Origin of the sequence: Micromonospora sp. NPDC048830 (assembly GCF_043198215.1) — a bacterium.
GTDB lineage: Bacteria > Actinomycetota > Actinomycetes > Mycobacteriales > Micromonosporaceae > Micromonospora.
On the sequence record NZ_JBICUP010000022.1, the window covers coordinates 72,010 to 93,862 of the forward strand.

Consider the following 21,853-nt stretch of genomic DNA (forward strand, 5'->3'; position numbering starts at 1 on the left):
CCCCGACTGGGGGGCGCCACCCGCCCGGGGGCGGGGCCGTTCCCCACCACGACCCCCCCGGGCGCCCCGGGCGGGGCCCGCGGGGGGGGGGGGGGGGGGCCCCCCCGCGGCGCCCCCCACCGCCGTGGGTCAGTTCCCGGCGAGCGTACGGGCGTCCGCGGCGATCGTCCGGGCCGCCTCGGCCGGCACCAGGCGCCCCGCCTGCTGGTCGGCGTACCGGGCCAGCTCGGCGTACCGGCCCTGCACCAGGTGGGTGGCGAGCACGGTGAGCGCCTGCTCCTCGGCGCCGGAGGTGAGCACGAGGTGGCCCAGCCCGGCCGGGGTCACCGTGACGGTGAACGTGGCCTCCGCGGTCGCCGTGCCCTTGGGGCCGGTCGCCACCGCCTTGAGCCGGTGCGCGCCGGCGGCCAGCCCGGTCAGGTCGAGGGGCTGCCCCGCGGGGACCGGCGCCCCGTCGAGGGTGACCTCGACGGTGTCGGCGTCGGCGGCCGGCACGGCGAGCACGGGGCGCTGCGCCCGGTCGAGCTCGGCGCCGTCGGCGGGAGCGGCGATCGAGACGGTGGGGGCGGCGGCGCCGAGCTGGCCGGCCGCGTTCCAGCCGGCCAGCTCCGCCGGACGGTTGGTGATGATCCCGTCGGTGCCGATCCGCTCCAGCTGCTGCCACTGGGCCGGCGAGTCGACGGTCCAGGCGAACACGGCGACGCCGGCGGCGTGCAGGTCCGCCACGACGGCCGGCCGGGCGAGCAGCGCCGTCCCGGTCGGGTTGTACGCGGTCAGGCCCAGGTCGCGGGCGACGGCCACGGGGTCGGCGTCCAGGCCGCTGCGGAGCAGCCCGAGGGGCAGCTCGGGGGCGAGCTCCCGGGTGTACCGCAGGGCGTCGACCTCGAAGCTCTGCACGAAGACGCGGTTCGTCATCCGCTCGGCGCGGATCACCTCGACGATCCGGGCCACCTCGTCCCGGCTGTGCCGGCCCTTGATCTCCAGCAGCAGGTTGCCGCCCCGGGCGCGCAGGTCGGCGAGCTGCTCGGCCAGCGTCGGCAGCCGTACGCCCGCGTAGTGCGGGGCGAACCAGGAGCCGGCGTCGAGCGCCCCGAGCTGGGCGGCGGTCAGGTCCCGTACGGCGCCCGTGCCGTCGGTGGTCCGGTTCACGGTGGCGTCGTGCAGCACGAACGGCACCCCGTCCCGGCTCGGCTGGACGTCGTTCTCGACGAAGTCGGCCCCGGCCCGGCGGGCGATCTCCTGCGCGACGAGCGTGTTCTCCGGGGCGGCGGCGGACGCGCCACGGTGCGCGACCACGGTCATCGGGGCGCCCTCCGGCCGCAGGTAGCCGTTCGGCGCCAGCTCGGTGACCCGGACGTCGTCGAACGAGACGCTGGCGCCGTTGACCACCAGCGCCTGCCCGCCGTCGGTGGACCGGGCGAGGCTGCTGGTGCGCAGCAGCTGGCGGCCGTCGAGGAACCACCGGGCCTGGTTGCCGTGCACCTCCACGGCGACCTTCATGTCCCGGCCGGTGCCCGCCGCGTACGGCGCGGCGGCCGTGTTGGTGACGTTCCAGGCGTTGGCGGTGGTGAGCTGGGCGAACTCCAGCCCGTTGGCGGCCGTGGTGCCGCTGCGCATGGTGGCGATCCACCACGGGGTACGCGCGTCGGCGGGCACGTCCAGGCCGAGCGCCGTCCAGCGGGTCGGCTCGTTGACGGACTCGAACCGCACCGTCGCCTCGAACCGGAAGTCGGTCAGGTGCCGGCCGAAGGTGATCTTCCTGGTGCCGCTGGTGGCCGTGCCGTACAGCCGGCCGTCGCGCACCGTCCACGCGCCGTCGATCGCCCGCCAGCCGGCGGGCAGCGTACCGGTGGAGAAGTCCTCGGCGACGACGACGGCCCCCGGCTCGGCGGCGGCGGGGGTGGGGGTCGGAACGATGGCGAACGCGCCCAGGGTGGTGGCCGTCGCCGCGAGCGCGGCGACGGCCCGGCCGGGGCGCCCGACAAGATGGGTGAGGGTCGACATGGTCACCCACGCTAGGGGCTTTGGTGTGCCGGGTGGCGACGATCAGCCCACGCTCAGGTGTACAGGAAATGATCTTGCGACGGGTTCACACCCGCGCGGGTGGGCCGTCAGCAGGCCGTGACCGTGGCCGCCACCGACCCGGGCCCAGCGCGCCGAGGCCCGCCGGCACGATGACCCGCAGCAACCGCGCCCGGACCTGGGCCATCCGCGCCCGCATGGCCGCCACCGGCCAGCCCTACACGGCCCCGCGCTTGGGTAGCTGACCCAGCTCGCCACATTATTCTTGATCTTGCTTGGTCGGATGGGACACAGAACGGCCCGGGAGGGGTGTTCTGCTCCCGGGCCGTTCACGGTGTTCGGCTGGTGGGTTTCGTGCCCGTGCAGGTGCAGAACGTCGGGGCCTTCGTCCCAGTCGAGGCCGTTCGGGCCATCCGCGGTACTCGGCGATGTTGATGGCGCTCCCGGTTCGCCCGCTGCGACGCACGCCTTCAGCGGAGCCCTGGCGCCTCTTCGTGCGAAGGCACCAGGGCGCGGCTACTCAGCAGGCGTAGCTACTGCCATTGTTGACCAGCAGGGAGTCTTTGACCCAGCCCTGCACGCCGGTGGTGTTGTCCCGCAGGTGCGTCCAGGTGCCACCCGCACCCAAGCGCCAGCAGTGATAGGTGACGCTGTGGCTGCGATAGCCCAGCCCGACCGAGGTGCACTCGGTGGTCGGGCCGATACGGATGTTGGTGCCATCGGTGGTGAACCCGCCGGCCTGCGGATGAGACGTCCAGCTGGGCTGGGTGCAGGCCAGCGGGCCGACCTCGGGCGAGTTTTGGCCACCGGCTGGAGCGGCGCTGGCGGGCGCAGCCAAGGCCGCGGTGGACAACGCCACTGCGGTCAGGCCTATGACAGTGCGTCGCATCTGTACACAACCTCCATAGACAGGCAACATGTGGAACAAGAGTCAGATTGGCACCTAGACGTCATGAAGCCGCTCTATCTGTCGGACTTCGGTCAAAGCGCGTAGCGGCCGGAGGCTGCTGCTGGGAGCCGCGGCCTGGTGTCGCGCAGCCCGGCCCGGAGCGGCACGCCACCGGGCGGCGGCGGCCCATGTCGGCGACAGGGCGGGTTCAGGGCCCTCCGGATGCCGCCATGTCGGCGACACCGAGTCGATCAGCCGACGGCAACGCCGTCCGCGAATGCTCCCGCTGCGGTCGCCAGCAGCTGCACCGCCCGCTGGCCCGACGGGCGGGTCTGCGCACCTGCCAGGACCGGGCGCTACGCACCGCGGCGACCGGCGGCCACGGGACTACCCCGCGGAGCGGGTCGCGCGCACCGGCAGCCCGACGGCGGCCGACAGCGCCGCCGCCATCTCCCCCACCGGCGCGCGGACGCCGGTGAAGTGCGCGAACTGGCCGACCGCCTGGGCCAGCAGCAGGTCCAGGCCGGAGACCACCCGGCAGCCGGCCGCGAGCGCCGCCGTGGCGAGCGGCGTGGGCCACGGGTCGTAGACCACGTCGAAGAAGACCGTCCCCGGCCGCCAGTCGAAGTTCTCCGCGAGCGGGTCGGCCACGCCCTTGGGCACGGTGGAGATCACCACGTCGGCCCGGGCGTGCGCCGGGTTCCCGTCCCAGGGCGCGCCGGCGAGCGGCACGCCGGCCGCCTCGGCCACCGGGCGCAGGTCCTCGATCGCCTCGGGCCGGCGGGCCACCACGGTCACCTCGGCCGCGCCGAGCCGGGCCGCCGCGGCGACCGCCGCCCGGGCGGTGCCGCCCGCGCCGAGCACGGTCACCGTTACGCCGGCCGCGCACCCGGCCGCGGTGAGCACGTCGACCATCCCGGTGACGTCGGTGTTGTCCGCGTACCAGGTGCCGTCGGGCCGGCGTACCAGCGTGTTGGCGGCGCCGACGGCGGCGGCGACCGGCGAGACCGCGTCGGCCACCGCGAGCGCCGCCTCCTTGCCCGGCATGGTCACCGACAGCCCGGCCCACTCGGGGCCGAGGCCGCCCACCAGGGCCGGCAGCTCGGCCTCCGCGCACTCGATCCTCGTGTACGACCAGCCGGCCAGGCCCGCGGCGGCGTAGCCGGCGTTGTGGATCACCGGGGAGAGGGAGTGGCTGATCGGCTTGCCGACCACCGCCGCCCGGTTTGCTTGCGTCATGTCGCTACCAATCCACGCTTCGTCCGAAGCCGAACCCTAACAAGCCACGACTTCGACGGAGCGGCGAAAAGAAGATCCCTCAGCCTCGCGCTGGGGAGCCTTCTCCGCGTTGCTGGTCAGTGCTGCCGGGCGAAGCCGACGAACGCCGTCCAGGAGGCGGGGTCGAAGGTGAGCACCGGCCCCTCCGTGTCCTTGCTGTCACGGACGCCGACGACGCCCGGCAGGTTGTCGGCAACCTCCACGCAGTTGCCACCGTTGCCGCTGCTCCGGGTGCTCTTGTGCCAGATCGCGCCGGTCAGGTCCATGACTCCGCTGCCTCCGAGATCAACGTGAGGGTGGCCCCGTGGGGTATCGCCTCGGCTCGCACAGACTCCCAGGTCTGCCGAAGCGAGTGTACGTCCGCCGTCCGCTCGACGATCGTGCCGTGCAACTGGTTGTCGAGGTACGCGATGTCGTCACCCTCCGGCGGGGTGGCGATCACGAAGGCACCATTCAGTCCGGGGTACGCGCCAGTCCCCTTCGGCACCACGTGCAGGTGGACCCTCGGCCGGCGGCCCACCTCCACCAGGTGCCGCAACTGCTCCTGCATGACCTTCGGGCCGCCGACCGGGCGTTCCAGCACGGTGTAGTCGAACACCGCCACGAGCTGCGGCGGCGTGGGCCGGGCGAGCACCGCCTGCCGGGCGAGTCGCGCGGCGACCTGCTGTTCCAACTCGTCGCCGACGAACTGGCTCGCGCCCTCGTTCAATGCCCGCGCGTACGCCTCGGTCTGGAGCAGGCCGGGCAGGACGAGCGGCTCGAAGTTGCGCAGCGCGGTGGCCTCCTGCTCGATCGTCACCCACTCGCGGAACCACGGCATCAGGGACTCCCTGATCAGGGCGTCCCGTATCCGGCCGAGCAGCCCGTCCGACTGGAGGACGTCGTCGCACCGCTCGGTGAACTCCTCGCGCGGCGGCCGTCGACACTGCTCGACCGCAGCCACCAGCGACGCCGAGTAGTTGATCCGCTCGCCCAACGCCTCCTGCGAGAGGCCGGCGCGCACGCGCAGGCGGCGCAGCTCTCCGGCGAACAGCTCCAGCATGGGCAGTCGATCCATCTCTGCACACCTCTGCACATCGGGGGTTGGGCGGCTGCACTCCTGCGCCGAGCAGCGCGAGTTCCTTCCGACAGTAGTGGTGTCCTCACCAGACTGTCACGCATGCGGACCTGCTCCACGCCGGATGGCTGGGGCGGACTCCGTCCCGGGCCGCCCCGCCTCCCCCCGTGCGGGGCGGCCCTTCCAGCTTCCGAGGAGGTCGATGTGCGTATCCGTTGGTTCAGGTGCCGGACCAGGGCCCTGCCGTCTCTGCCGAAGCGGGAGCGGGGGAAGCACCTGCCGGGGTGGATGACGCAGCCGACCGCCGTCTTCCCGACCAACGACCCGGGCCGCGCCGGCAGGCTGACGAGGGCTCAGGAGTGGCGGGCGAACAGGGGGCGTCAGTGAGGCCCCACCGGGTGCCGCGCCCGACGCCGTCGCGCTCCACCGGGCCGCGCCCTGCCCCGACGCCGCCGCGCGCCACCGGGCCGCGCCCCGCCCCGACGCCGTCGCACTCCACCGGGCCGCGCCCCGCCCCGACGCCGTCGCACTCCACCGGGCCGCGCCCCGCCCCGACGCCGTCGCGCCAGGTCCCCAGGCTCACCCTCGAAGACCACTGCGCGGCGGGCCCTGACTGGGTCTGCGAGGCGTGCGGCAAGCCCTGGCCCTGCCTCGCGTGGACGAGCCTGCCGGTCGACTCCAGCCTGCGCCGGACCCTCCTGCCCAGCTTCGTCGGCCTGACCAGGCAGGCGATCCGAGACCTGCGCGGCAGGCCCGAGGGCCCGGAGCCGCCCGAGATCGTGACGCGCTTCCTGTGGTTCCTGCCGCTGAACGACGACGAGGCGCGAGCGACCGCGCTGAGGCTGCGCTGATGCCCCGCGTCATCCCGCACGTCGCCATGCGCCCGCTCTGGCGGTGCCGGAACTGCGGCGCGGAGTGGCCCTGCCAGCCGGCCCGGCTGTCCCTGCTCAGCGAGTACCGGGGCAACCGCACCGCGCTCCTCATCTACCTGGCCACCCTCATGGCCGAGGCGCGCGACCAGTTCGCCCAGCTCCACGACCAGGCGGTGCCGCCGGACCTGACCGACAGGTTCATCACGTGGGCGCGAGCCCGATGAACGACCAGGCCGCATTTTCAGTGAAACTGTGGCCTCGACCCGCCCATGAGGCCACAACTTCCCTGAAGTTGCGTGGCCCCGCGCACGGCGTGCCCTGCGGGCCGTCCTGAGATCGGCGTTGCTCTCACCCGAACGAGAAGGGCCCCGGTATCGCTGGCGGCAACCAGCAGCACCGGGCCCTTCTCACCTGTGCGCCCGATATCAGATGATCCCGGCCTCCTTGGCCTTGGCCTCGTTGCGCAGGTGCTGCTCGTACGTGTCCGCGAACGCGGAGTGCCCCTTGTCGTCGATCGCCACGAAGAACAGCCACTTGCCGGGGGGCGGGTCCATCGCGCCCTCCAGCGCCTGCTTGCCCGGGTTGTCGATCGGGGTGGGCGGCAGGCCCGGCAGCTTCCGGTTGTACGGGTTCTTCGGGTTGTCCAGCTCGGCCTGAGTCATCTCCTTCGACGACTTGGTCTTCTGGCCAGTCAACTCCAGGTAGTAGTTGACCGTGACGTCCATCTCCAGACAGCCGCAGTCGAAGTTGCCGTACACCCGGTTGTAGGCCACCCGGGCGACCTTGCCGAGGTCGTCGGGGTTGCCCGCCTCGGCCTGCGCCAGCGACGCGACGATCAGCGCCTCGTAGGGCGCGATCTTGCGCTCGTTCTGCACCCGGTCGACGAACTTCATCTCGCTCGTGACGGCGAGGAAGTTCTCCACCATCATCGACAGGATGCCCTCGGCGGTGGCCTTCGGCGGAATCTCGTACGTGTCCGGGTAGAGGAAGCCCTCGACCGACTTCTTCACCGGCTTCTTGTCGGTGCGGTTGAACCAGAAGTCCGGCACCCCGAGCGCCTCCGGGTCCTTCGCGGCGGCCTCGAACTCCTTGACCGGGATCTTCGTCTTCTCCGACAGCAGCTTGTAGATGTTCTTGGCCGTACGGCCCTCGGGGATGGTGATCCGGTTGGTGACCTTGTTCTTCAGGTCCAGCAGCATGCCCAGCGCGTGCTCCGCGCTCATCTGCTTGCGCACCTTGTACGTGCCGGGCTGGATGTTCTTGCTGCGCGAGTTCTCCGCGGCGGCCTCGACGAACGCCTTGGCGCTCTTGACCACCCCGGCGTCGTACAGGGCGGTGGCCATGTCGGCGATCAGCGCGCCCTGCTTGATCTCGACCAGCACCTCGCCGGAGCCGGCGCCGTCGTAGTCGGGGGTGACGAAGTAGCTCTGGATCCGGTCGAAGCCGTAGAACGCCCCGCCGCCGATGCCGCCGAGCAGGACGAGGGCCATGAGCAGGGCGAAGACGGTCTTCCCCGCGCCGCCGGAGGACTTGCCCTGGCGTTTGCGCACCGCGCTGCGCCGGTGCCGGCCCTTGTCACCCCGATCCTGCTCGTCGAACCCGAGGTCCAGATCGTCGATCATTGCGTCCGCCTCCGCTGCGCGTCCAGCCAGCTCTGCAGAATCTCGACCGCGGCAGCCTGGTCGACCACCGCGCGTTGGCGCTTCCCCCGGACGCCACGCTCGGCCAGCCTACGAGACGCGACCACGGTCGACATCCTCTCGTCGGTGAGCGTCACCGGAACGGGGGCTATTACATCAGCCAGTCGGTCAGCGTACGCCTTCACATTCCGGGCCGCAGGGCCGTGCTGGCCAGCGAGGTTGACCGGAAGGCCCACGACCACCTCGACCGCCTCGTGCTCGGCGACCAGCCCGGCCAGCCCCGCCATGTCCGCCGGCACCGCGTCGGGCTCGGCGGTCAGGTCCCGGGCGAGGGTGACCAGCGGGGTGGCGAGCACCCCGTGCGGGTCCGAGCGGGCCACCCCGACCCGGACCTGCCCGACGTCCACGCCCAGCCGCACACCAGGAAACGATCCGGTCATCCGCGCCTCACCCCACCGTGCAAGAAGCCGCCATGCAAAGAGCCGCCATGCAAAGAGCCGCCATGCAAAGAGTCAGGGCGAACCGACCCGGTCCGCCCTGACTCGACGTACTGTGCGATCACGCCTCGGCGATCGCCTTCTCGACGGTGGCCAGCAGCTTCGGCGCCTCGGCCGCCGGCAGGCCGCCGCCCTGGGCGAGGTCGTCGCTGCCGCCGCCCCGGCCGGACAGCGCCGCCTTCACCAGGTCCTTCGCCGACACGCCCCGGCCGCGGGCCGCCGTGTTCACGGCCACCACCAGGGACGCCTTCCCGCCGGACCGGGCCGCCACGGCCACCACCGCCGGCCGGGCCGGATCGATCTTGCCGCGGATCTCCTGGGCCAGGGTCCGCACGTCGTTGCCGGCCGCGCCCTCGGGCGCCTCCGTGCCGACGTACGCGACGCCGCGCACGTCCTTCGCCTGCGCGGCGAGGGCCGCCGCGCCGCCGAGCACGAGCTGGGCGCGCAGCTTCTCCAGCTCCTTCTCCGCGTCGCGGAGCTGGGTCACGGTCTGCTCCACCCGGTCGGCGACCTGGTCGCCGGGGACCCGGAACAGCTCGGCGAGCCGGGAGACGAGCAGGTGCTCGCGCGCCAGGAAGCCGAAGGCGTCCATGCCCACGAGGGCCTCGATCCGGCGTACGCCCGAGCCCACCGACGACTCCGACAGGATCTTGACCAGGCCGAGCTGCGCGGAGCGGGCGACGTGCGTGCCGCCGCACAGCTCGCGGGCGTAGTCGCCGACCTCGACGACCCGGACCCGCTCGCCGTACTTCTCGCCGAACAGGGCCATCGCGCCGATCCGGCGGGCCTCCTCCTGGCTGGTGATGAAGGCGTGCACCTCCAGGTCGGCCAGCAGCACCTCGTTGACCTGCTGCTCCACGTCGTGCAGCACGCTCGGCGCCACCCCGGTCGGGGTGTTGAAGTCGAACCGCAGCCGGCCCGGGGCGTTCAGCGAACCGGCCTGGGTGGCCGACTCGCCGAGGAAGTTGCGCATGGTCTGGTGCACCAGGTGCGTCGCGGTGTGCGAGCGGGAGATCGCCCGCCGCCGCGTCACGTCGATCTCGGCGTACCCGGTCTCGCCCGCGCGCACCTCGCCGCGGATCACCCGGGCCCGGTGCACGACCAGGCCCGGCACCGGCTGCTGCACGTCGAAGACCTCGACCTGGCCGCCGCCGACGGTGATCATGCCCTGGTCCGGCTGCTGGCCGCCGCCCTCGGCGTAGAACGGGGTGGTGTCGAGCACCAGCTCGATCGTGTCGCCCTCGACCGCCGCGCCGACCTCGTCACCGCCGGAGAGCACCGCGCGGACCCGCGACTCGCGGTTCAGCTCGGTGTACCCGGTGAACTCCACCGGCCCGCCCGCGTCGAGCACCGACCGGTACGCCGACAGGTCGACGTGCCCGGTCTTGCGCGCCTGCGCGTCGGCCTTGGCCCGGGCCCGCTGGTCGGCCATCAGCCGGCGGAAGCCGGCGGCGTCGACCTGCAGCCCCTGCTCGGCCGCGATCTCCAGGGTCAGGTCGATCGGGAAGCCGTACGTGTCGTGCAGCTGGAACGCCTTGTCGCCCGACAGCGCCGGCTTCCCGGCCGCCTTCGTCTCGGCGATCGCCGTGTCCAGGATCGTCGTCCCGGCGCGCAGCGTCGCCAGGAAGGCGTCCTCCTCGGCGTACGCGTACTGCGCGATCCGGTCGAACTCGTCCGCGATCTCCGGGTACGACGGGGCCATGCAGTCCCGCGCCACCGGCAGCAGCTCGGGCAGCGCCCGGTCCTGCCAGCCCAGCAGCCGGACGGCCCGGATGGCGCGGCGCATGATCCGGCGCAGCACGTACCCGCGGCCCTCGTTGCTCGGGGTGACCCCGTCGCCGATCAGCATCAGTGCGGTCCGCACGTGGTCCGCGATCACCCGCAGCCGCACGTCGTCCGGGTGCGACTCGCTGGCCACGTGGCCGGAGTGCGCGCCGTACCGCTTGCCGGTCAGCTCGGCGGCCCGGGCCAGGATCGGCCGGACCTCGTCGATCTCGTAGAGGTTGTCGACGCCCTGGAGGAGGGAGGCCATCCGCTCCAGGCCCATGCCCGTGTCGATGTTCTTCTTGGGCAGGTCGCCGACGATGCGGAAGTGCTCCTTGCTGGTCACGTCCGCGATCTCGTACTGCATGAAGACGAGGTTCCAGTACTCCAGGTAGCGGTCCTCGTCGACCTCCGGGCCGCCCTCGCGCCCGTAGGCGGGGCCCCGGTCGTAGTACAGCTCCGAGCAGGGGCCGGCCGGGCCGGGAATGCCCATCGACCAGAAGTTGTCCTTCTTGCCCCGCCGCACGATCCGCTCGGCCGGCACGCCGGTCTCCCGCCAGATCTGGTACGCCTCGTCGTCGTCGAGGTAGACCGTCGCCCAGATCCGCTCCGGGTCCAGCCCGAAGCCGCCCTCGGCGACCGGCTTGGTGGACAGCTCCCAGGCCAGCGGGATCGCCCCGGCCTTGAAGTAGTCGCCGAAGGAGAAGTTGCCGTTCATCTGGAAGAACGTGCCGTGCCGGCTGGTCTTGCCGACCTCGTCGATGTCGGGGGTGCGGATGCACTTCTGCACGCTGACCGCCCGCGGGAAGGGCGGGGTCTGCTGCCCCAGGAAGTAGGGGACGAACTGCACCATGCCGGCGTTGACGAACAGCAGGTTCGGGTCGCTGATGGCGGGCAGCGGAGCGGACGGCACCACGGCATGGCCGTTCGCCTCGAAGTGGGCGAGGTACCGCCGCTTGATCTCCGCTGTCTTCATCGCTGGTGCTCCTCCGGAAAGATCTCTCGGTCGCCGATGCGCGGGTCCTCCCGCAGCTCCGCGAACTGGTCGTCGAACGCCTCGCCCCGGGCGAACGCCTCGTGGATCTCCTGCTCCCGCTCGGCCATCCCGACCCGGACGTCCTCCACGAAGCTACGCAGCGACTCCACGAGACCGCCAGCGGATTGTGCCAGGCCGCTCGCGATGCCGGCCGGGGTGTACGCCTGCGCGGTGCGGGTCGCCTTGCGGACCACCACCACGCCGACGGCCAGCCCGATACCGAGCCAGAACAGACGCCTCATGCTTTCATCCTCCCGTCCTGCGGCCGGCTCAGCGGTCGCCGCGCCTGGCGGCCCGGCGCTGCTGCTTGATGGCGTCGCGCACCTCGCGCTCGGTCTCGGCGTGCCGGCGGGCGGCGGCGGCGCGGCGCACCCCGTAGCCGAACGCGGCCACCTTCACCAGCGGGTTCGCCGCCGCGGCGGAGACGACGGTGGCCAGGTTCGCCACGTTCGCGGTGACGTTCTGGGCGTGGCTGGTCATCGTGTCGACCTTGGCCAGCTGCAGGTTCACCCCGTCCAGCGAGGTCTGCACCTGCTCCAGCGCGGTGTTGACGTTCCGCACGGTGGTGTTGACGTCGGCGAGCAGCGGGGTGGTGCGGTCGTTGAGCTCGTTGATCATCCGGGTCGTGGCGTCCACGGTGTGCCGCAGCCGCAGGATCGGCACCGCCAGCACGAGCACCAGCATCAGGAACGCGCCGGCCGCGATCAGCGCAGCGATCTGTCCACCATCCACGCATGTCCTCCTCAAGCAGAGTCCCGGGGCTCGCCGCCCCGGAACGCGCGACCGTCTTTGCCCACACCGGCGCTCGACGACCCACCACGGGTCAGCGGGAGCAGGCGGGCGTACCAGCCCCAGACCCTACCGTCAGTGACGAAAACCGGCTCACGACGGTGAGGGTGTCAACTCACCGAGCGGATCCTCGCTCAGGGTCGGGAACGGGTCCTCGCCGGTGAGCGAGGGGTCGATGCTCGGCTGCGGCCGGGTCCGCTCGTCGTCGATCGCGTTGCGGACCTTCACCGACACCAACGAGCCGGTGCACTCCTGCGCTGCGGGCGAGGCCAGGGGCGTCGGCGCCGGGGCGCCGTCGACAGGCGGCGGGACGCAGGCCGGCTCGCGTACCCAGAGGTCGAGGGTGAGTTCGTCGCGGCGCCAGCAGGTGTAGCTGCCCTTCGCCGGCTGCGCCGGGCAGAGGCTCACCTTCCACCGCTGCCAGCCGGCCGCGCCCAGGGCGCGCTCGTACGCCTGCGCGGTCTCCTCGACGGGCCGTCCCGACTCCAGCGTGCGTTCCCGCAGCCGGCACTCCTGCAGGCACCAGCGGTTGCCGCTGACGTTGTCCACGGTATTCGTCGCCGCCCAGCCCGGCACGTCCAACCCGTCGAGGGAGTCGAAGACCGGGTCACGGCTCAGCGTCCGGATGCCGAAGTAGAGCGGGACCGCGCCCAGCAGCACCAGGCTGACCAGCACGAGCACGCCCAGCCGCAGCCGCCGCCGCTGGCGCATCTGCCGGCGCAGTTCCGAACGCAGGCCACCGGGGCGGGTCGGGGCGTCCTCGTCGCCGTCCTGCCCGGCGGCGCGCCGCAGCGGCGGCTCACCGGCGACCCCGTCGGCCGGGACGTCGATGGGGGGCACCACGGCGGCGGCGCGGGCCACCGCGGGCGGATGCCCGGGGCGCTCCGGCGGCGCGACCTGCGCCGCCCCGGCGGGTCCGGGCCGACCGGCGCCGCGCTGGGGCGGCGCCCCGCGCTGCTCCGGCCCGTCGTCGGGGCGGCCGACCGGGGCCGCCGCCCGCGCCACGGCGGGCTGGCCCGGGCCGGGGGCGACGCCGGGCGGCACGGCCCGACCGGGTCGGGGGCCGGGCGGCGTCGCCCGGCCGGCGGGGGCGGCGACGGGGCCGCCCGGGTGAGCGGGACCCTCCCCGGCCTCCCCCGTCGGCCCGGGGCCGGGCCCGGTGGTCGGGGCCGCGACCGCAGCGCCGCCGCGGGCGGACCGGGGGCCGGGAGCCACGCCCGGCCGCGGCTCGGGCCCGGTCGGGGGCGCCGGCGCCCGCCGGTCCTCGGCCGCCGGCGGGCGGCCCTGGCCGTCGGCCGGGCCGGCGGCACGGGCGGCGCCGCGCGCCGGGCCGGGCTGGCGGAGCTCACCGGTGCCGGGTTCCCACGGCTGACGGATCTCGCCGGTGCCCCGCTCGTGCGGCGGCCGGACCTGGGGATCCACCGGGCGCGGGGCGGCCGCGGCGGCGCGGGCGGTCGGCACCGCGCCCGTCTCGGACTCCGGCCGAGCCCGGCGCCGGCCGCCGATCTCGCCCGTCCCGGGCTCCGGCAGGGCTCGGCGCCGCCCGCCCTCGGCGGCCGGCTCGGCCCGGTCGAGGGCGGCGTCGCCCGTCCCGGGGACGGCCGCCGCCCCGGCGGCGGACGGCCCGACGGGCACCGGCGGGGCGTTGCCGCTGGCCGGCACGATCGGGGGTTCCTCGGCCACGCGCCGCCGCCCACCGGGGCGGGCGGCGGGCGGCCCGTCCTGCCCGACCGGCCACCCGCCGGTCGGCGGCTGGCCGCCCCGCACGGGCGGGGCCGCGGCGGTGTGCGCGCCGCGCGGCCGGACCGGCTGGTCGGGGGCGCCGGGTGCGGGCGTGCCCGGCCCCTGCGGCCGGGGTTCCTCCCCCGGCGGCCCACTCACCGGCCCGGCGGGCCGGGGCTGCTCGGCCGCCGGGTGCGCCCGCCGGGGCGTCACCTCCGGCGGGTACGGCGGACGGGCCGGCTCGGTCCCCGCCGGCTGGGCCGGCGGGTACGGCGGACGGGCCGGCTCGGTCCCCGGCGGCTGCGGCGCGGCGGCCGGCTGCGACGCCGGGCGGCCGGGCGGCTGCGCCGCGGGACGGGGCGCCTGGGACTGCTCGGGCGTACCGGGGCGGCCGGGCTCGGGCGAGCCGGGCCACGGCCCGTCGACGGGGCGGGAACGCGGGGCGGGCGGCTCACCGCCGCGCACGGGCGGCGCCGCCTGCGGCCCGCCGGGGCCACGCCCCGGCTCCGGACCGGCCCCCGCCGGCCCGCCGGCTCCCGGACCCAGCTCGCCGCCCTGCTGCTTGGCCGAGCGCAGGTCGTCGATCCAGCCGAACTCCTCGCCGCTGACCTGCTCTTCCGGCTCGCTGTCGGGTCGGCCCCGGCCCCACCGGCGCCCCCTGGCGCGCGGTTCGGGCCGCTCCTCGGGCCCGTCCTCCGGTCGCTCCGAACCACGGGATCTCACTGCTGACCCTCCCCGACGGCGTCTGCGCCGTCCTCGTCCGACCCGCTGGCGTGCCCGTTGCCCGACGGGTGGCGGCCGTTCCCGGCGGGCCCCGGCACGTCCGGACGCGCCGGGGCGGGCAGCCCACGGACGATCCGGCGCAGCAGCGGCAACCGGGCGGCCACGGACCGCTCGGCACCGTGCCCGCTGGGACGGTAGTAGTCGGCCCCGACAAGATCGTCGGGAGCGTACTGCTGGGTGACCACGCCGCGCGGATCGTCGTGCGGGTACCGGTACCCGGTGCCGTGGCCGAGCCCCCGGGCGCCGGAGTAGTGCGCGTCGCGCAGGGCGCGCGGCACCGGCCCGCCCCGACCGGCCCGGACGTCGGCCATGGCCGCCCCGATCGCGGTGGTCGCCGAGTTGGACTTCGGCGCCGTGGCGAGGTGGATCACCGCCTGGGCGAGGTTGAGCTGGGCCTCGGGCAGCCCGACGTACTCCACGGCGTGCGCGGCGGCGGTCGCGACGCCCAGCGCGGCGGGGTCGGCCATGCCGACGTCCTCGCTGGCGAAGATGACCAGCCGACGGGCGATGAACCGGGCGTCCTCGCCGGCCACCAGCATCCGGGCCAGCCAGTGCAGCGCCGCGTCCACGTCCGAGCCGCGCATGCTCTTGATGAAGGCGCTGGTCACGTCGTAGTGCGCGTCCCCGGCCCGGTCGTAGCGCACCGCCGCGACGTCGACCGCCTGCTCGGCGGTCGCCAGGTCGATCCGGCCGGTGCCCAGCGCCGTGGCCGACGACGCCGCCGCCTCCAGCGCGGTCAGCGCCTTGCGGACGTCGCCGCCGGCGAGGCGTACGAGGTGGTCCTCGGCCTCGGTCTCGAGGGTGAGCGCCCCGGCGAGGCCGCGCTCGTCGGCGACCGCGCGGCGCAGCAGGCCACGCACCGCCGCGTCGTCCAGCGGCTGGAGGGTGAGCAACACGCACCGGGACAGCAGCGGCGAGATGACCGAGAAGTACGGGTTCTCCGTCGTTGCCGCCAGCAGCGTGACCGTCCGGTCCTCCACCGCGGCGAGCAGCGAATCCTGCTGGGTCTTGCTGAACCGGTGCACCTCGTCGATGAACAGGACGGTCTGCGGGCCGCCGGAGCGGCGCTGCCGGCGGGCGGTGTCGATCACCGCGCGGACGTCCTTCACCCCGGCGGAGAGCGCGGACATCGCCACGAAGCGGCGGTCGGTGGCCCGCGCCACCAGGTGGGCGATCGTGGTCTTGCCGCTGCCCGGCGGGCCCCACAGGATCACCGACATCGGGGCGGCGCCGCCGACCAACTGGCGCAGCGGGGCGCCCGGGGCGAGCAGGTGGTCCTGCCCGACGAGCTCGTCGATGGTGGCCGGACGCATCCGGACGGGCAGGGGCGAGTCGGGCGAGACGCTCGTGAAGCCGTCGACGCCGGTGGCACCCGCGGGGGCGCTGGGCGCGCCGGCGGGTTCACCGAGGGAGAAGAGGGCGTCGGACTCCATCACGAAGACATTACCGGGCCGGATCGGCGGCGCCCGAACTGCGCCGCGGACCCGGCCCGCCGTGATCGTTTGCGGTCAGCCCCGGCCGGAGCGCCGGCCCCGGTACCAGCGGCCGCCGCCCGACCCACGGCCGACCCCGGCCAGGTAGAGGGAGAGCAGCAGCAGGCCGAGCATCAGCAGGGTGTGCAGGTTGAACAGGTCCGGTGCGCCGAGGTTCGTCTCGAACAGGTCGAGCAGCAGGGCGAAGCCGAAGACGATGGCCGCGAGAATGGCGAGCATGTCGGTCCTCCGGAGGGGTTTCCAGTCGGTCGACCGTGATGTACCCGATCGGTCCACTCGCCAATCTCCACCCTGGACCGGCCGGCGCGGGGTCAGCGGTCCGTCGCCAGGGCGGCGTACCGCACCGAGTCCCACCACCGTCCCCGGACCAGCAGGTGGTCGCGGCTGAGCCCCTCCCGGCGCATGCCGGCCTTCTCCAGCACCCGCCACGAGGCGACGTGGTCGGGGCGGGTCGTCGCCTCGACCCGGTGCAGCCCCACCCGCTCGAACGCCAGGCGCAGCAGCAGCCCGGCGAGTTCCGTGCCGATGCCCGCGCCCCAGTGGTCGCACGGGGTGGCAGGATCGGATCTGTTCCACTTCGGCTCCTTCCGGGCCGACGCCGCCGGCCCCGTTGGCGTTCCGGTCAGGCCGTCGGGCGGTGGGCGCCCGGCGGCGGGTAAGGAAGGGCCCCTTCCTAACGCCTGCGCCAAAGAAGGGGTTCCCCTCTCACAGCGCCCCACCGGAAGCGCCGGCCGCAGCAGGAGCGCCGTCGGCGGAGGCGGGGGCGGGAGCAGCGGTGGCGGGGGTGGCGGCCGGGTCCGCCGGAGGCGCCGGCGTGGCGCGGGCGGCCCGCCAGGCCGGCAGGTACAGCGGCGCGGCCAGGGCCAGCACCACCCCGCCGACCAGCATCGCGGTGCTGACGCCGCTGCGGTCGGCCAGCGCGGTCAGCACCACCGCGCCGAGCGCGGAGGCCGGGGCGGCCATCATCGAGTTCAGCGAGAGCACGCTGGTCCGGTACGGGCCGTCGACCTGCCGGTGCAGCAGCCCCATGTGCAGCGGATTCGACGCGCCGTGGACGGTGTAGCAGGCCAGGTACGCGACCAGCACCCCGACCGGGCCGGCGAGCAGCCCCATCCCGACCACGGTCGCGCCCTGGAGCACCCGCATGAGCGCGGCGGCGGGGGCCGCTCCGAGCCGGCGCAGCAGCAGCGGGGTGAGCGCGGCGCCGGCGGCGTTGGCCAGCCAGGCCGCCGAGCCGGCCGGGCCCAGCAGCGCGGCGGCCCGGTCGGCGTCGCCGATCACGTCGGCGAGCCGGACGGCCACCAGCGACTCGAAGGTGACCATGCCGAAGCCCCAGAACAGCTCGACCGCGACCAGGGCGAGCAGCACCCGGGAGCGGCGCAGCAGCCCGACCGCCTGCCCGACCATCCGCGGCGCCTCGACCATCGAGGCGCGCAGCGCCCCGGCGCCCTGGGCCGGCCGGACCTCCACCATCAGGACCAGCAGCGCGACGAGGGCGGCCGCCTGCAGCGCGATGGCCACGAGAACGGGCAGGGTGAGCGCGCTGACCGGCCCGACCGGGCCGAGCGCGACCAGCCCGCCGCCGAGCAGCGCGCCGGCGCCGATGGCGAGGCCGATGACGGTGCCGGCCCAGCCGAGGCCGCGCTCGTACTCGGCGTCCGGGTCGGCCGCCAGGGTGGCGTCGACGTACCAGGACTCCAGGGGGCCGCTGTCGAGCGCCCGGTAGACGCCCTGCAACGCCCAGACCAGGAAGAACAGCCAGAACGAGTCGGCCACCGCGAAGACGGCCAGCGAGACCAGGCAGAGCGCCCAGGCGGCGACGAGCACCGGCTTGCGGCCGAGGGCGTCGGCGAGACCGCCGGTGGGCAGCTCCAGCACCAGCACCACCAGCCCCTGGGCGGTGAACGCCAGGCCCATCTGCGACAGCGACAGGCCGCGCTCCTGCATCAGCAGGATCATCACCGGGATCAGCAGGCCGGTGGGCAGCCAGCGCAGGCCGTACAGGGTGAGGTAGCGGAACCGGACCTGGCGTACGGACAGCGCGGTCATCGCATCTCCCCCAGCATCGGGTACGCGGCGAGGAAGATCGACACCCGCTCTGCGCCGGGCGCGGCCGGGTCGGCCTCGCTCCGGTAGCGTTCGAGAACCTGCCACAGCTCGGCATGGAGCGCCTTGAGCCGGTCGGGCGGGACGGTCATGAAGGTGTCGCCCATGCCGAGGGCGTCGCGCCAGGCCGGGGACCACTCGTGTTGGGCCGCGAACCACCGCTCGGCGTGCTCGACCAGGTGGCGCACCTGGTCGCCCTGGATCCACTCGATGGCGGCGCGGGCGTCCGGGTCGTCGTCGTAGTCGCTGGGCTCCCAGTTGGTGACGTCGTGCCCGGCCCGCCACCAGCGCTGCCGGCCGGTGCCCAGGTCCGGATCCTCGACAACGAGGCCGACATCGGCGAGCTGACGCAGGTGGTAACTGGTCGCCCCGGTGTTGGTGTTCAGCAGCGCGGCGAGGGTGGTCGCCGTCGCCGGCCCCTTCACGCGCAGCGCGCCGAGCAGGCGGATCCGCAGCGGGTGCGCCAGCACCCGCACCTGGCGGTGGTCGAGGCGCACGCTGCGCGGCGCCGGCTCCCCGTCGTTCCCCATGACCGCACAGTATCTGTGCACACTTCCTATGCACAAGAGTTGTGCATAGGAAGTGTGCACTACCCGACAGAGTCGAGAAGAAGGGACTCAGCCGCTCGACAAACCGATCCCGGCAGGGGCTCAGGGGGCGAGGAGCTCGCCGATTCCGCGCAGGCGGGTGCGCAGCAGCGCGGCGGCACGGGAGCTGTCGAGGCGTACCTCGGCCGGACGCACGAGGCCCGCCGCGGCGCTCGTGGTGGTCTTCATCCCGGCCGCGTCGAGGCCGTACCGGCGGGCCACCAGCAGCCCCATCTCGGCCCGGCTGACGGTCTCGGGGCCGGCCACGTTGAGCGGGCCGGCGTAGTCGGTGGCGGCCAACTCCAGGACGGCGGCGGCCAGGTCGGCCACGTCGACCGGGCAACGGATCTCGTCGGTGAACAGGCTCATCCGGCCCGCGAGCGCGTCCAGGCAGAGCTGGACCTGCTTGCTCCGCTCGTCGCCGACGATCAACGAGGTACGCACCAGCGCGGCACCCGGGTCGATCGCCCGCACGGCGGTCTCCGCCGCCGCCTTCGCCGCCCCGTACGGGAAGACGGGGCTGGGCGGGTCGTCGTCGGCGTACGGCTCGGGGCGCCCGGCGTGCAGCGCGTCGCTGGACAGGTGGACCAGCCGGGCGCCCGCCTCGGCGGCGGCGTACGCCACGTGGGCCGCCCCGTCGGCGGTGACCGTCCAGTCGGCGTACCGGTAGGGGGTGCTCACCACGACGGCGGGCCGCACCGCCGCGACCAGCGCGCGCACGGCGGCGCGGTCGGTCACGTCGAGCCGGCGCGCCGCGACGCCGGGCAGGTCCACCGGGTTGGCGTGGTACGTCCCGACGACCCGCTCCCCCGCCGCCACGGCCTGCCGGCACACCTCGCCGCCCAGATACCCGCTAGCCCCCACCACGAGCACCGTCACGCCGCCGCCTCCCGCCCCACCGACCGTCGATCATGAGGTTAGCGGGACGACACGCCGGGCGTGCCCCCGCCAACCTCATGATCGACGAGATCGGGGCCGGTCAGGTCAGGTCAGGTCGGGTCGGCGACCGGGGCGGCCGGGCCGGCGGTGCCGGTGTGTGCCGCGGCGGGCGCCTTCGGCTTGGCGTCGATGCCAGCCTCGGCGCGCTGCTGCGGCGTGATCGGCGTCGGCGCGCCCGTCAGCGGATCGAAGCCGCCCCGGGTCTTCGGGAACGCGATGACCTCGCGGATCGAGTCCGCCCCGGCCAGCAGCATGCACACCCGGTCCCAGCCGAACGCGATGCCGCCGTGCGGCGGGGCGCCGTACTTGAACGCCTCCAGCAGGAAGCCGAACTTGTCCTGCGCCTCCTCGGCGGTGATGCCGAGCAGGTCGAAGACGCGCTGCTGCACGTCGCCGCGGTGGATACGGATGGAGCCGCCGCCGATCTCGTTGCCGTTGCAGACGATGTCGTACGCGTAGGCGAGGGCCCGGTCGGGCGCCTCCTCGAACCGGTCGACCCACTCGGCGTTCGGCGAGGTGAACGGGTGGTGCACGGCCGTCCAGCCACCCGCCCGGCCGTTCTCCTGGTCGGAGGTCGGCTCGAACATCGGCGCGTCGACCACCCAGCAGAACGCCCAGGCGCTCTCGTCGACCAGCTTGGCCCGCTTGGCGATCTCGATCCGGGCCGCGCCGAGCAGCTCCTGCGCCTCACGAGTGTTGGTGCTCGCGGCGAAGAAGATCGCGTCGCCCGGCTTCGCGCCGACGGCGTCGGCCAGCCCGGCCAGGTGCGCCTCGGAGAGGTTCTTGGCCACCGGGCCGCGCGCCTCGCCGGTCTCGGCGTCGAGCACCACGTACGCCAGGCCGCGCGCGCCGCGCGCCTTCGCCCAGTCCTGCCAGCCGTCCAGCTCCTTGCGGGTCTGGCTCGCGCCGCCGGGCATGACCACCGCGCCGACGTACCCGCCCGCGTCGATCGCCGAGGCGAAGACCCGGAACTCGGTGCCGCGCAGGTACCCGGTCAGCTCGGTCAGCTCGACGCCGTAGCGCAGGTCCGGCTTGTCCGAGCCGTACCGGGCCATCGCGTCGTGCCAGGTGATGCGCGGGATCGGCCGGGGGATCTCGTAGCCGGCCAGGTCGGACCAGAGCGCCGAGACGATCGCCTCGCCGAGGTCGATCACGTCGTCCTCGGTGACGAAGGACATCTCGATGTCGAGCTGGGTGAACTCCGGCTGCCGGTCGGCGCGGAAGTCCTCGTCGCGGTAGCAGCGGGCGATCTGGTAGTACCGCTCCATGCCGCCCACCATCAGCAGCTGCTTGAACAGCTGCGGCGACTGCGGCAGGGCGTACCAGCTGCCCGGCTGGAGGCGGACCGGGACCAGGAAGTCGCGGGCACCCTCCGGGGTGGACCGGGTCAGGGTCGGGGTCTCGATCTCCAGGAAGTCCCGCTCGTGCAGCACCGTGCGGGCCAGCTGGTTGGCCCGCGAGCGCAGCCGCATCGCCTTCGCCGGGCCGCCGCGGCGCAGGTCCAGGTAGCGGTACTTGAGCCGGATGTCGTCGCCGGCCTCGACCTGGTCGTCGACCGGCAGCGGCAGCGGCGCCGCCTCGGAGAGCACCTCCAGCGCCGTCGCGGTCACCTCGATCTCGCCGGTGGGCAGCTCCGGGTTCTCGTTGCCCTCGGGGCGGCGGGTCACCTCGCCGGTCACCTTGACGCAGAACTCGTTGCGCAGCGCGTGGGCGTCCTCCTCGCGGAAGACCACCTGGACGATGCCGGAGCCGTCGCGCAGGTCGACGAAGATGACACCGCCGTGGTCGCGCCGGCGGGCCACCCACCCGGCGAGCGTCACCGTGGTGCCGGCGTCCGTCGCGCGCAGGCTGCCGGCGTCATGGGTACGGATCACGACTTGCGTCTCCCTCATCTGCGATCGGTCTGCCCCCGCATTCTGTCAGGGCGCCCGATCCCCCGCCGGCACCGGGCGCGGTTGCGGGCCTTTCCGGGTACGCGCAGAGCGGGCCGCCGGAGGCCGGCGACCCGCTCTGCGGTGTGGGTCAGGATCAGATGATGCTGACGCCGTAGACGCTCAGCGCCTCGGTGACCGGCTGGAAGTAGGTCGTGCCGCCGAAGGTGCAGTTGCCGCTGCCGCCGGAGGTGAGGCCGAGGGCGGTGCTGCCGCTGAACAGCGAGCCGCCGCTGTCGCCGGGCTCGGCGCAGACGTTGGTGCGGATCAGGCCGTAGACGCTGCCCTGGGCGTAGTTGACCGTGGCGTTGAGAGCGGTCACCGAGCCGCCGCGCAGGCCGGTGGTGCTGCCGGAGCGCTGCACGCTCTGGCCGACGAACGCGTTGGCGGCGCCGGTGACGTCCTGGTAGCTGCCGTTGTACAGGTAGACGTTGCCGGCCGCGTTGGC

The 21,853-nt window shown here is 74.3% G+C and carries 20 protein-coding genes and 1 pseudogene; 2 read left to right on the forward strand and 19 right to left on the reverse strand.

Going from position 1 to position 21,853, the window contains the following annotated elements:
- Nucleotides 1–129: 129 nt before the first annotated feature.
- From ACGFIZ_RS19760 to ACGFIZ_RS19780, 5 genes are all read right to left on the reverse strand, one after another.
- On the reverse strand, nucleotides 130–2,004 hold the full coding sequence (locus tag ACGFIZ_RS19760) for a glycerophosphodiester phosphodiesterase (RefSeq protein WP_393421155.1): 1,875 nt from the start codon (nucleotides 2,002–2,004) through the stop codon (nucleotides 130–132).
- Between the two features lie 538 nt (nucleotides 2,005–2,542).
- Nucleotides 2,543–2,911, reverse strand: coding sequence for a hypothetical protein (locus ACGFIZ_RS19765; protein WP_393421157.1), 369 nt, complete (start codon nucleotides 2,909–2,911; stop codon nucleotides 2,543–2,545).
- 387 nt (nucleotides 2,912–3,298) lie between these two features.
- Entirely contained in the window at nucleotides 3,299–4,150 is an 852-nt protein-coding gene (locus ACGFIZ_RS19770) for a shikimate dehydrogenase (RefSeq protein WP_393421159.1), read from the reverse strand.
- Between the two features lie 116 nt (nucleotides 4,151–4,266).
- On the reverse strand, nucleotides 4,267–4,455 hold the full coding sequence (locus tag ACGFIZ_RS19775) for a DUF397 domain-containing protein (RefSeq protein WP_393421161.1): 189 nt from the start codon (nucleotides 4,453–4,455) through the stop codon (nucleotides 4,267–4,269).
- Entirely contained in the window at nucleotides 4,446–5,246 is an 801-nt protein-coding gene (locus ACGFIZ_RS19780) for a helix-turn-helix domain-containing protein (protein WP_393421163.1), read from the reverse strand. Before ACGFIZ_RS19780 ends, ACGFIZ_RS19775 begins: the two co-directional genes overlap by 10 nt.
- Before the next feature lie 383 nt (nucleotides 5,247–5,629).
- On the opposite strand from ACGFIZ_RS19780, the gene ACGFIZ_RS19785 reads away from it, so the two are divergent.
- Complete coding sequence (locus ACGFIZ_RS19785) at nucleotides 5,630–6,097, forward strand: hypothetical protein (protein ID WP_393421165.1); 468 nt, start codon at nucleotides 5,630–5,632, stop codon at nucleotides 6,095–6,097.
- Entirely contained in the window at nucleotides 6,097–6,342 is a 246-nt protein-coding gene (locus ACGFIZ_RS19790; protein WP_393421167.1) for a flavin reductase, read from the forward strand. Before ACGFIZ_RS19785 ends, ACGFIZ_RS19790 begins: the two co-directional genes overlap by 1 nt.
- Before the next feature lie 201 nt (nucleotides 6,343–6,543).
- Here ACGFIZ_RS19790 and mltG read toward each other — a convergent pair whose 3' ends face one another.
- From mltG to ACGFIZ_RS19860, 14 genes and pseudogenes are all read right to left on the reverse strand, one after another.
- Nucleotides 6,544–7,740: an endolytic transglycosylase MltG gene (gene mltG / locus ACGFIZ_RS19795; RefSeq protein WP_393421169.1), complete on the reverse strand. Its 1,197-nt coding sequence runs from the start codon at nucleotides 7,738–7,740 to the stop codon at nucleotides 6,544–6,546.
- Nucleotides 7,737–8,198, reverse strand: coding sequence for a Holliday junction resolvase RuvX (ruvX, locus tag ACGFIZ_RS19800; RefSeq protein WP_393421171.1), 462 nt, complete (start codon nucleotides 8,196–8,198; stop codon nucleotides 7,737–7,739). Before ruvX ends, mltG begins: the two co-directional genes overlap by 4 nt.
- A gap of 118 nt (nucleotides 8,199–8,316) precedes the next feature.
- Nucleotides 8,317–10,995: an alanine--tRNA ligase gene (alaS, locus tag ACGFIZ_RS19805; RefSeq protein WP_393421173.1), complete on the reverse strand. Its 2,679-nt coding sequence runs from the start codon at nucleotides 10,993–10,995 to the stop codon at nucleotides 8,317–8,319.
- On the reverse strand, nucleotides 10,992–11,297 hold the full coding sequence (locus ACGFIZ_RS19810; protein ID WP_145776012.1) for a hypothetical protein: 306 nt from the start codon (nucleotides 11,295–11,297) through the stop codon (nucleotides 10,992–10,994). Before ACGFIZ_RS19810 ends, alaS begins: the two co-directional genes overlap by 4 nt.
- 28 nt (nucleotides 11,298–11,325) lie before the next feature.
- Nucleotides 11,326–11,787: a DUF948 domain-containing protein gene (locus ACGFIZ_RS19815; RefSeq protein ID WP_393421176.1), complete on the reverse strand. Its 462-nt coding sequence runs from the start codon at nucleotides 11,785–11,787 to the stop codon at nucleotides 11,326–11,328.
- Nucleotides 11,788–11,937: 150 nt separating this feature from the next.
- Nucleotides 11,938–12,555: a hypothetical protein gene (locus ACGFIZ_RS19820; RefSeq protein WP_393421234.1), complete on the reverse strand. Its 618-nt coding sequence runs from the start codon at nucleotides 12,553–12,555 to the stop codon at nucleotides 11,938–11,940.
- Between the two features lie 1,730 nt (nucleotides 12,556–14,285).
- Nucleotides 14,286–15,782, reverse strand: coding sequence for a replication-associated recombination protein A (locus tag ACGFIZ_RS19825; protein WP_393421178.1), 1,497 nt, complete (start codon nucleotides 15,780–15,782; stop codon nucleotides 14,286–14,288).
- Nucleotides 15,783–15,857: 75 nt separating this feature from the next.
- Nucleotides 15,858–16,061, reverse strand: a complete 204-nt coding sequence (locus ACGFIZ_RS19830) for a hypothetical protein (RefSeq protein WP_393421180.1) — start codon at nucleotides 16,059–16,061, stop codon at nucleotides 15,858–15,860.
- Between the two features lie 92 nt (nucleotides 16,062–16,153).
- On the reverse strand, nucleotides 16,154–16,531 hold the full coding sequence (locus ACGFIZ_RS19835; protein ID WP_393421182.1) for a GNAT family N-acetyltransferase: 378 nt from the start codon (nucleotides 16,529–16,531) through the stop codon (nucleotides 16,154–16,156).
- A 16-nt stretch (nucleotides 16,532–16,547) separates the two neighbouring features.
- Nucleotides 16,548–17,891 carry an MFS transporter gene (locus tag ACGFIZ_RS19840; RefSeq protein WP_393421184.1) on the reverse strand — a complete coding sequence of 448 codons (1,344 nt, stop codon included), beginning with the start codon at nucleotides 17,889–17,891 and terminating at the stop codon, nucleotides 16,548–16,550.
- On the reverse strand, nucleotides 17,888–18,478 hold the full coding sequence (locus ACGFIZ_RS19845; protein WP_393421186.1) for a helix-turn-helix domain-containing protein: 591 nt from the start codon (nucleotides 18,476–18,478) through the stop codon (nucleotides 17,888–17,890). Before ACGFIZ_RS19845 ends, ACGFIZ_RS19840 begins: the two co-directional genes overlap by 4 nt.
- A 120-nt stretch (nucleotides 18,479–18,598) precedes the next feature.
- On the reverse strand, nucleotides 18,599–19,414 hold the full coding sequence (locus ACGFIZ_RS19850; protein ID WP_393421188.1) for a sugar nucleotide-binding protein: 816 nt from the start codon (nucleotides 19,412–19,414) through the stop codon (nucleotides 18,599–18,601).
- A 110-nt stretch (nucleotides 19,415–19,524) separates the two neighbouring features.
- The gene (gene aspS, locus ACGFIZ_RS19855) at nucleotides 19,525–21,348 is read right to left on the reverse strand and encodes an aspartate--tRNA ligase (RefSeq protein ID WP_393421190.1); all 1,824 of its coding nucleotides are present in this window, start codon (nucleotides 21,346–21,348) and stop codon (nucleotides 19,525–19,527) included.
- 154 nt (nucleotides 21,349–21,502) lie between these two features.
- Nucleotides 21,503–21,841, reverse strand: a pseudogene (locus ACGFIZ_RS19860) (S1 family peptidase); the annotation flags it as partial.
- Nucleotides 21,842–21,853: the final 12 nt, after the last annotated feature.

Coding starts and splice junctions, on each gene's coding strand:
- ACGFIZ_RS19760 (WP_393421155.1), bottom strand. CDS start 2,004: ATGTCGACCCTCACCCATCTTGTCGGGCGCCCCGGCCGGGCCGTCGCC.
- ACGFIZ_RS19765 (WP_393421157.1), bottom strand. CDS start 2,911: ATGCGACGCACTGTCATAGGCCTGACCGCAGTGGCGTTGTCCACCGCG.
- ACGFIZ_RS19770 (WP_393421159.1), bottom strand. CDS start 4,150: ATGACGCAAGCAAACCGGGCGGCGGTGGTCGGCAAGCCGATCAGCCAC.
- ACGFIZ_RS19775 (WP_393421161.1), bottom strand. CDS start 4,455: ATGGACCTGACCGGCGCGATCTGGCACAAGAGCACCCGGAGCAGCGGC.
- ACGFIZ_RS19780 (WP_393421163.1), bottom strand. CDS start 5,246: ATGGATCGACTGCCCATGCTGGAGCTGTTCGCCGGAGAGCTGCGCCGC.
- ACGFIZ_RS19790 (WP_393421167.1), top strand. CDS start 6,097: ATGCCCCGCGTCATCCCGCACGTCGCCATGCGCCCGCTCTGGCGGTGC.
- mltG (WP_393421169.1), bottom strand. CDS start 7,740: ATGATCGACGATCTGGACCTCGGGTTCGACGAGCAGGATCGGGGTGAC.
- ruvX (WP_393421171.1), bottom strand. CDS start 8,198: ATGACCGGATCGTTTCCTGGTGTGCGGCTGGGCGTGGACGTCGGGCAG.
- alaS (WP_393421173.1), bottom strand. CDS start 10,995: ATGAAGACAGCGGAGATCAAGCGGCGGTACCTCGCCCACTTCGAGGCG.
- ACGFIZ_RS19810 (WP_145776012.1), bottom strand. CDS start 11,297: ATGAGGCGTCTGTTCTGGCTCGGTATCGGGCTGGCCGTCGGCGTGGTG.
- ACGFIZ_RS19820 (WP_393421234.1), bottom strand. CDS start 12,555: ATGCGCCAGCGGCGGCGGCTGCGGCTGGGCGTGCTCGTGCTGGTCAGC.
- ACGFIZ_RS19825 (WP_393421178.1), bottom strand. CDS start 15,782: ATGGAGTCCGACGCCCTCTTCTCCCTCGGTGAACCCGCCGGCGCGCCC.
- ACGFIZ_RS19830 (WP_393421180.1), bottom strand. CDS start 16,061: ATGCTCGCCATTCTCGCGGCCATCGTCTTCGGCTTCGCCCTGCTGCTC.
- ACGFIZ_RS19840 (WP_393421184.1), bottom strand. CDS start 17,891: ATGACCGCGCTGTCCGTACGCCAGGTCCGGTTCCGCTACCTCACCCTG.
- ACGFIZ_RS19845 (WP_393421186.1), bottom strand. CDS start 18,478: ATGGGGAACGACGGGGAGCCGGCGCCGCGCAGCGTGCGCCTCGACCAC.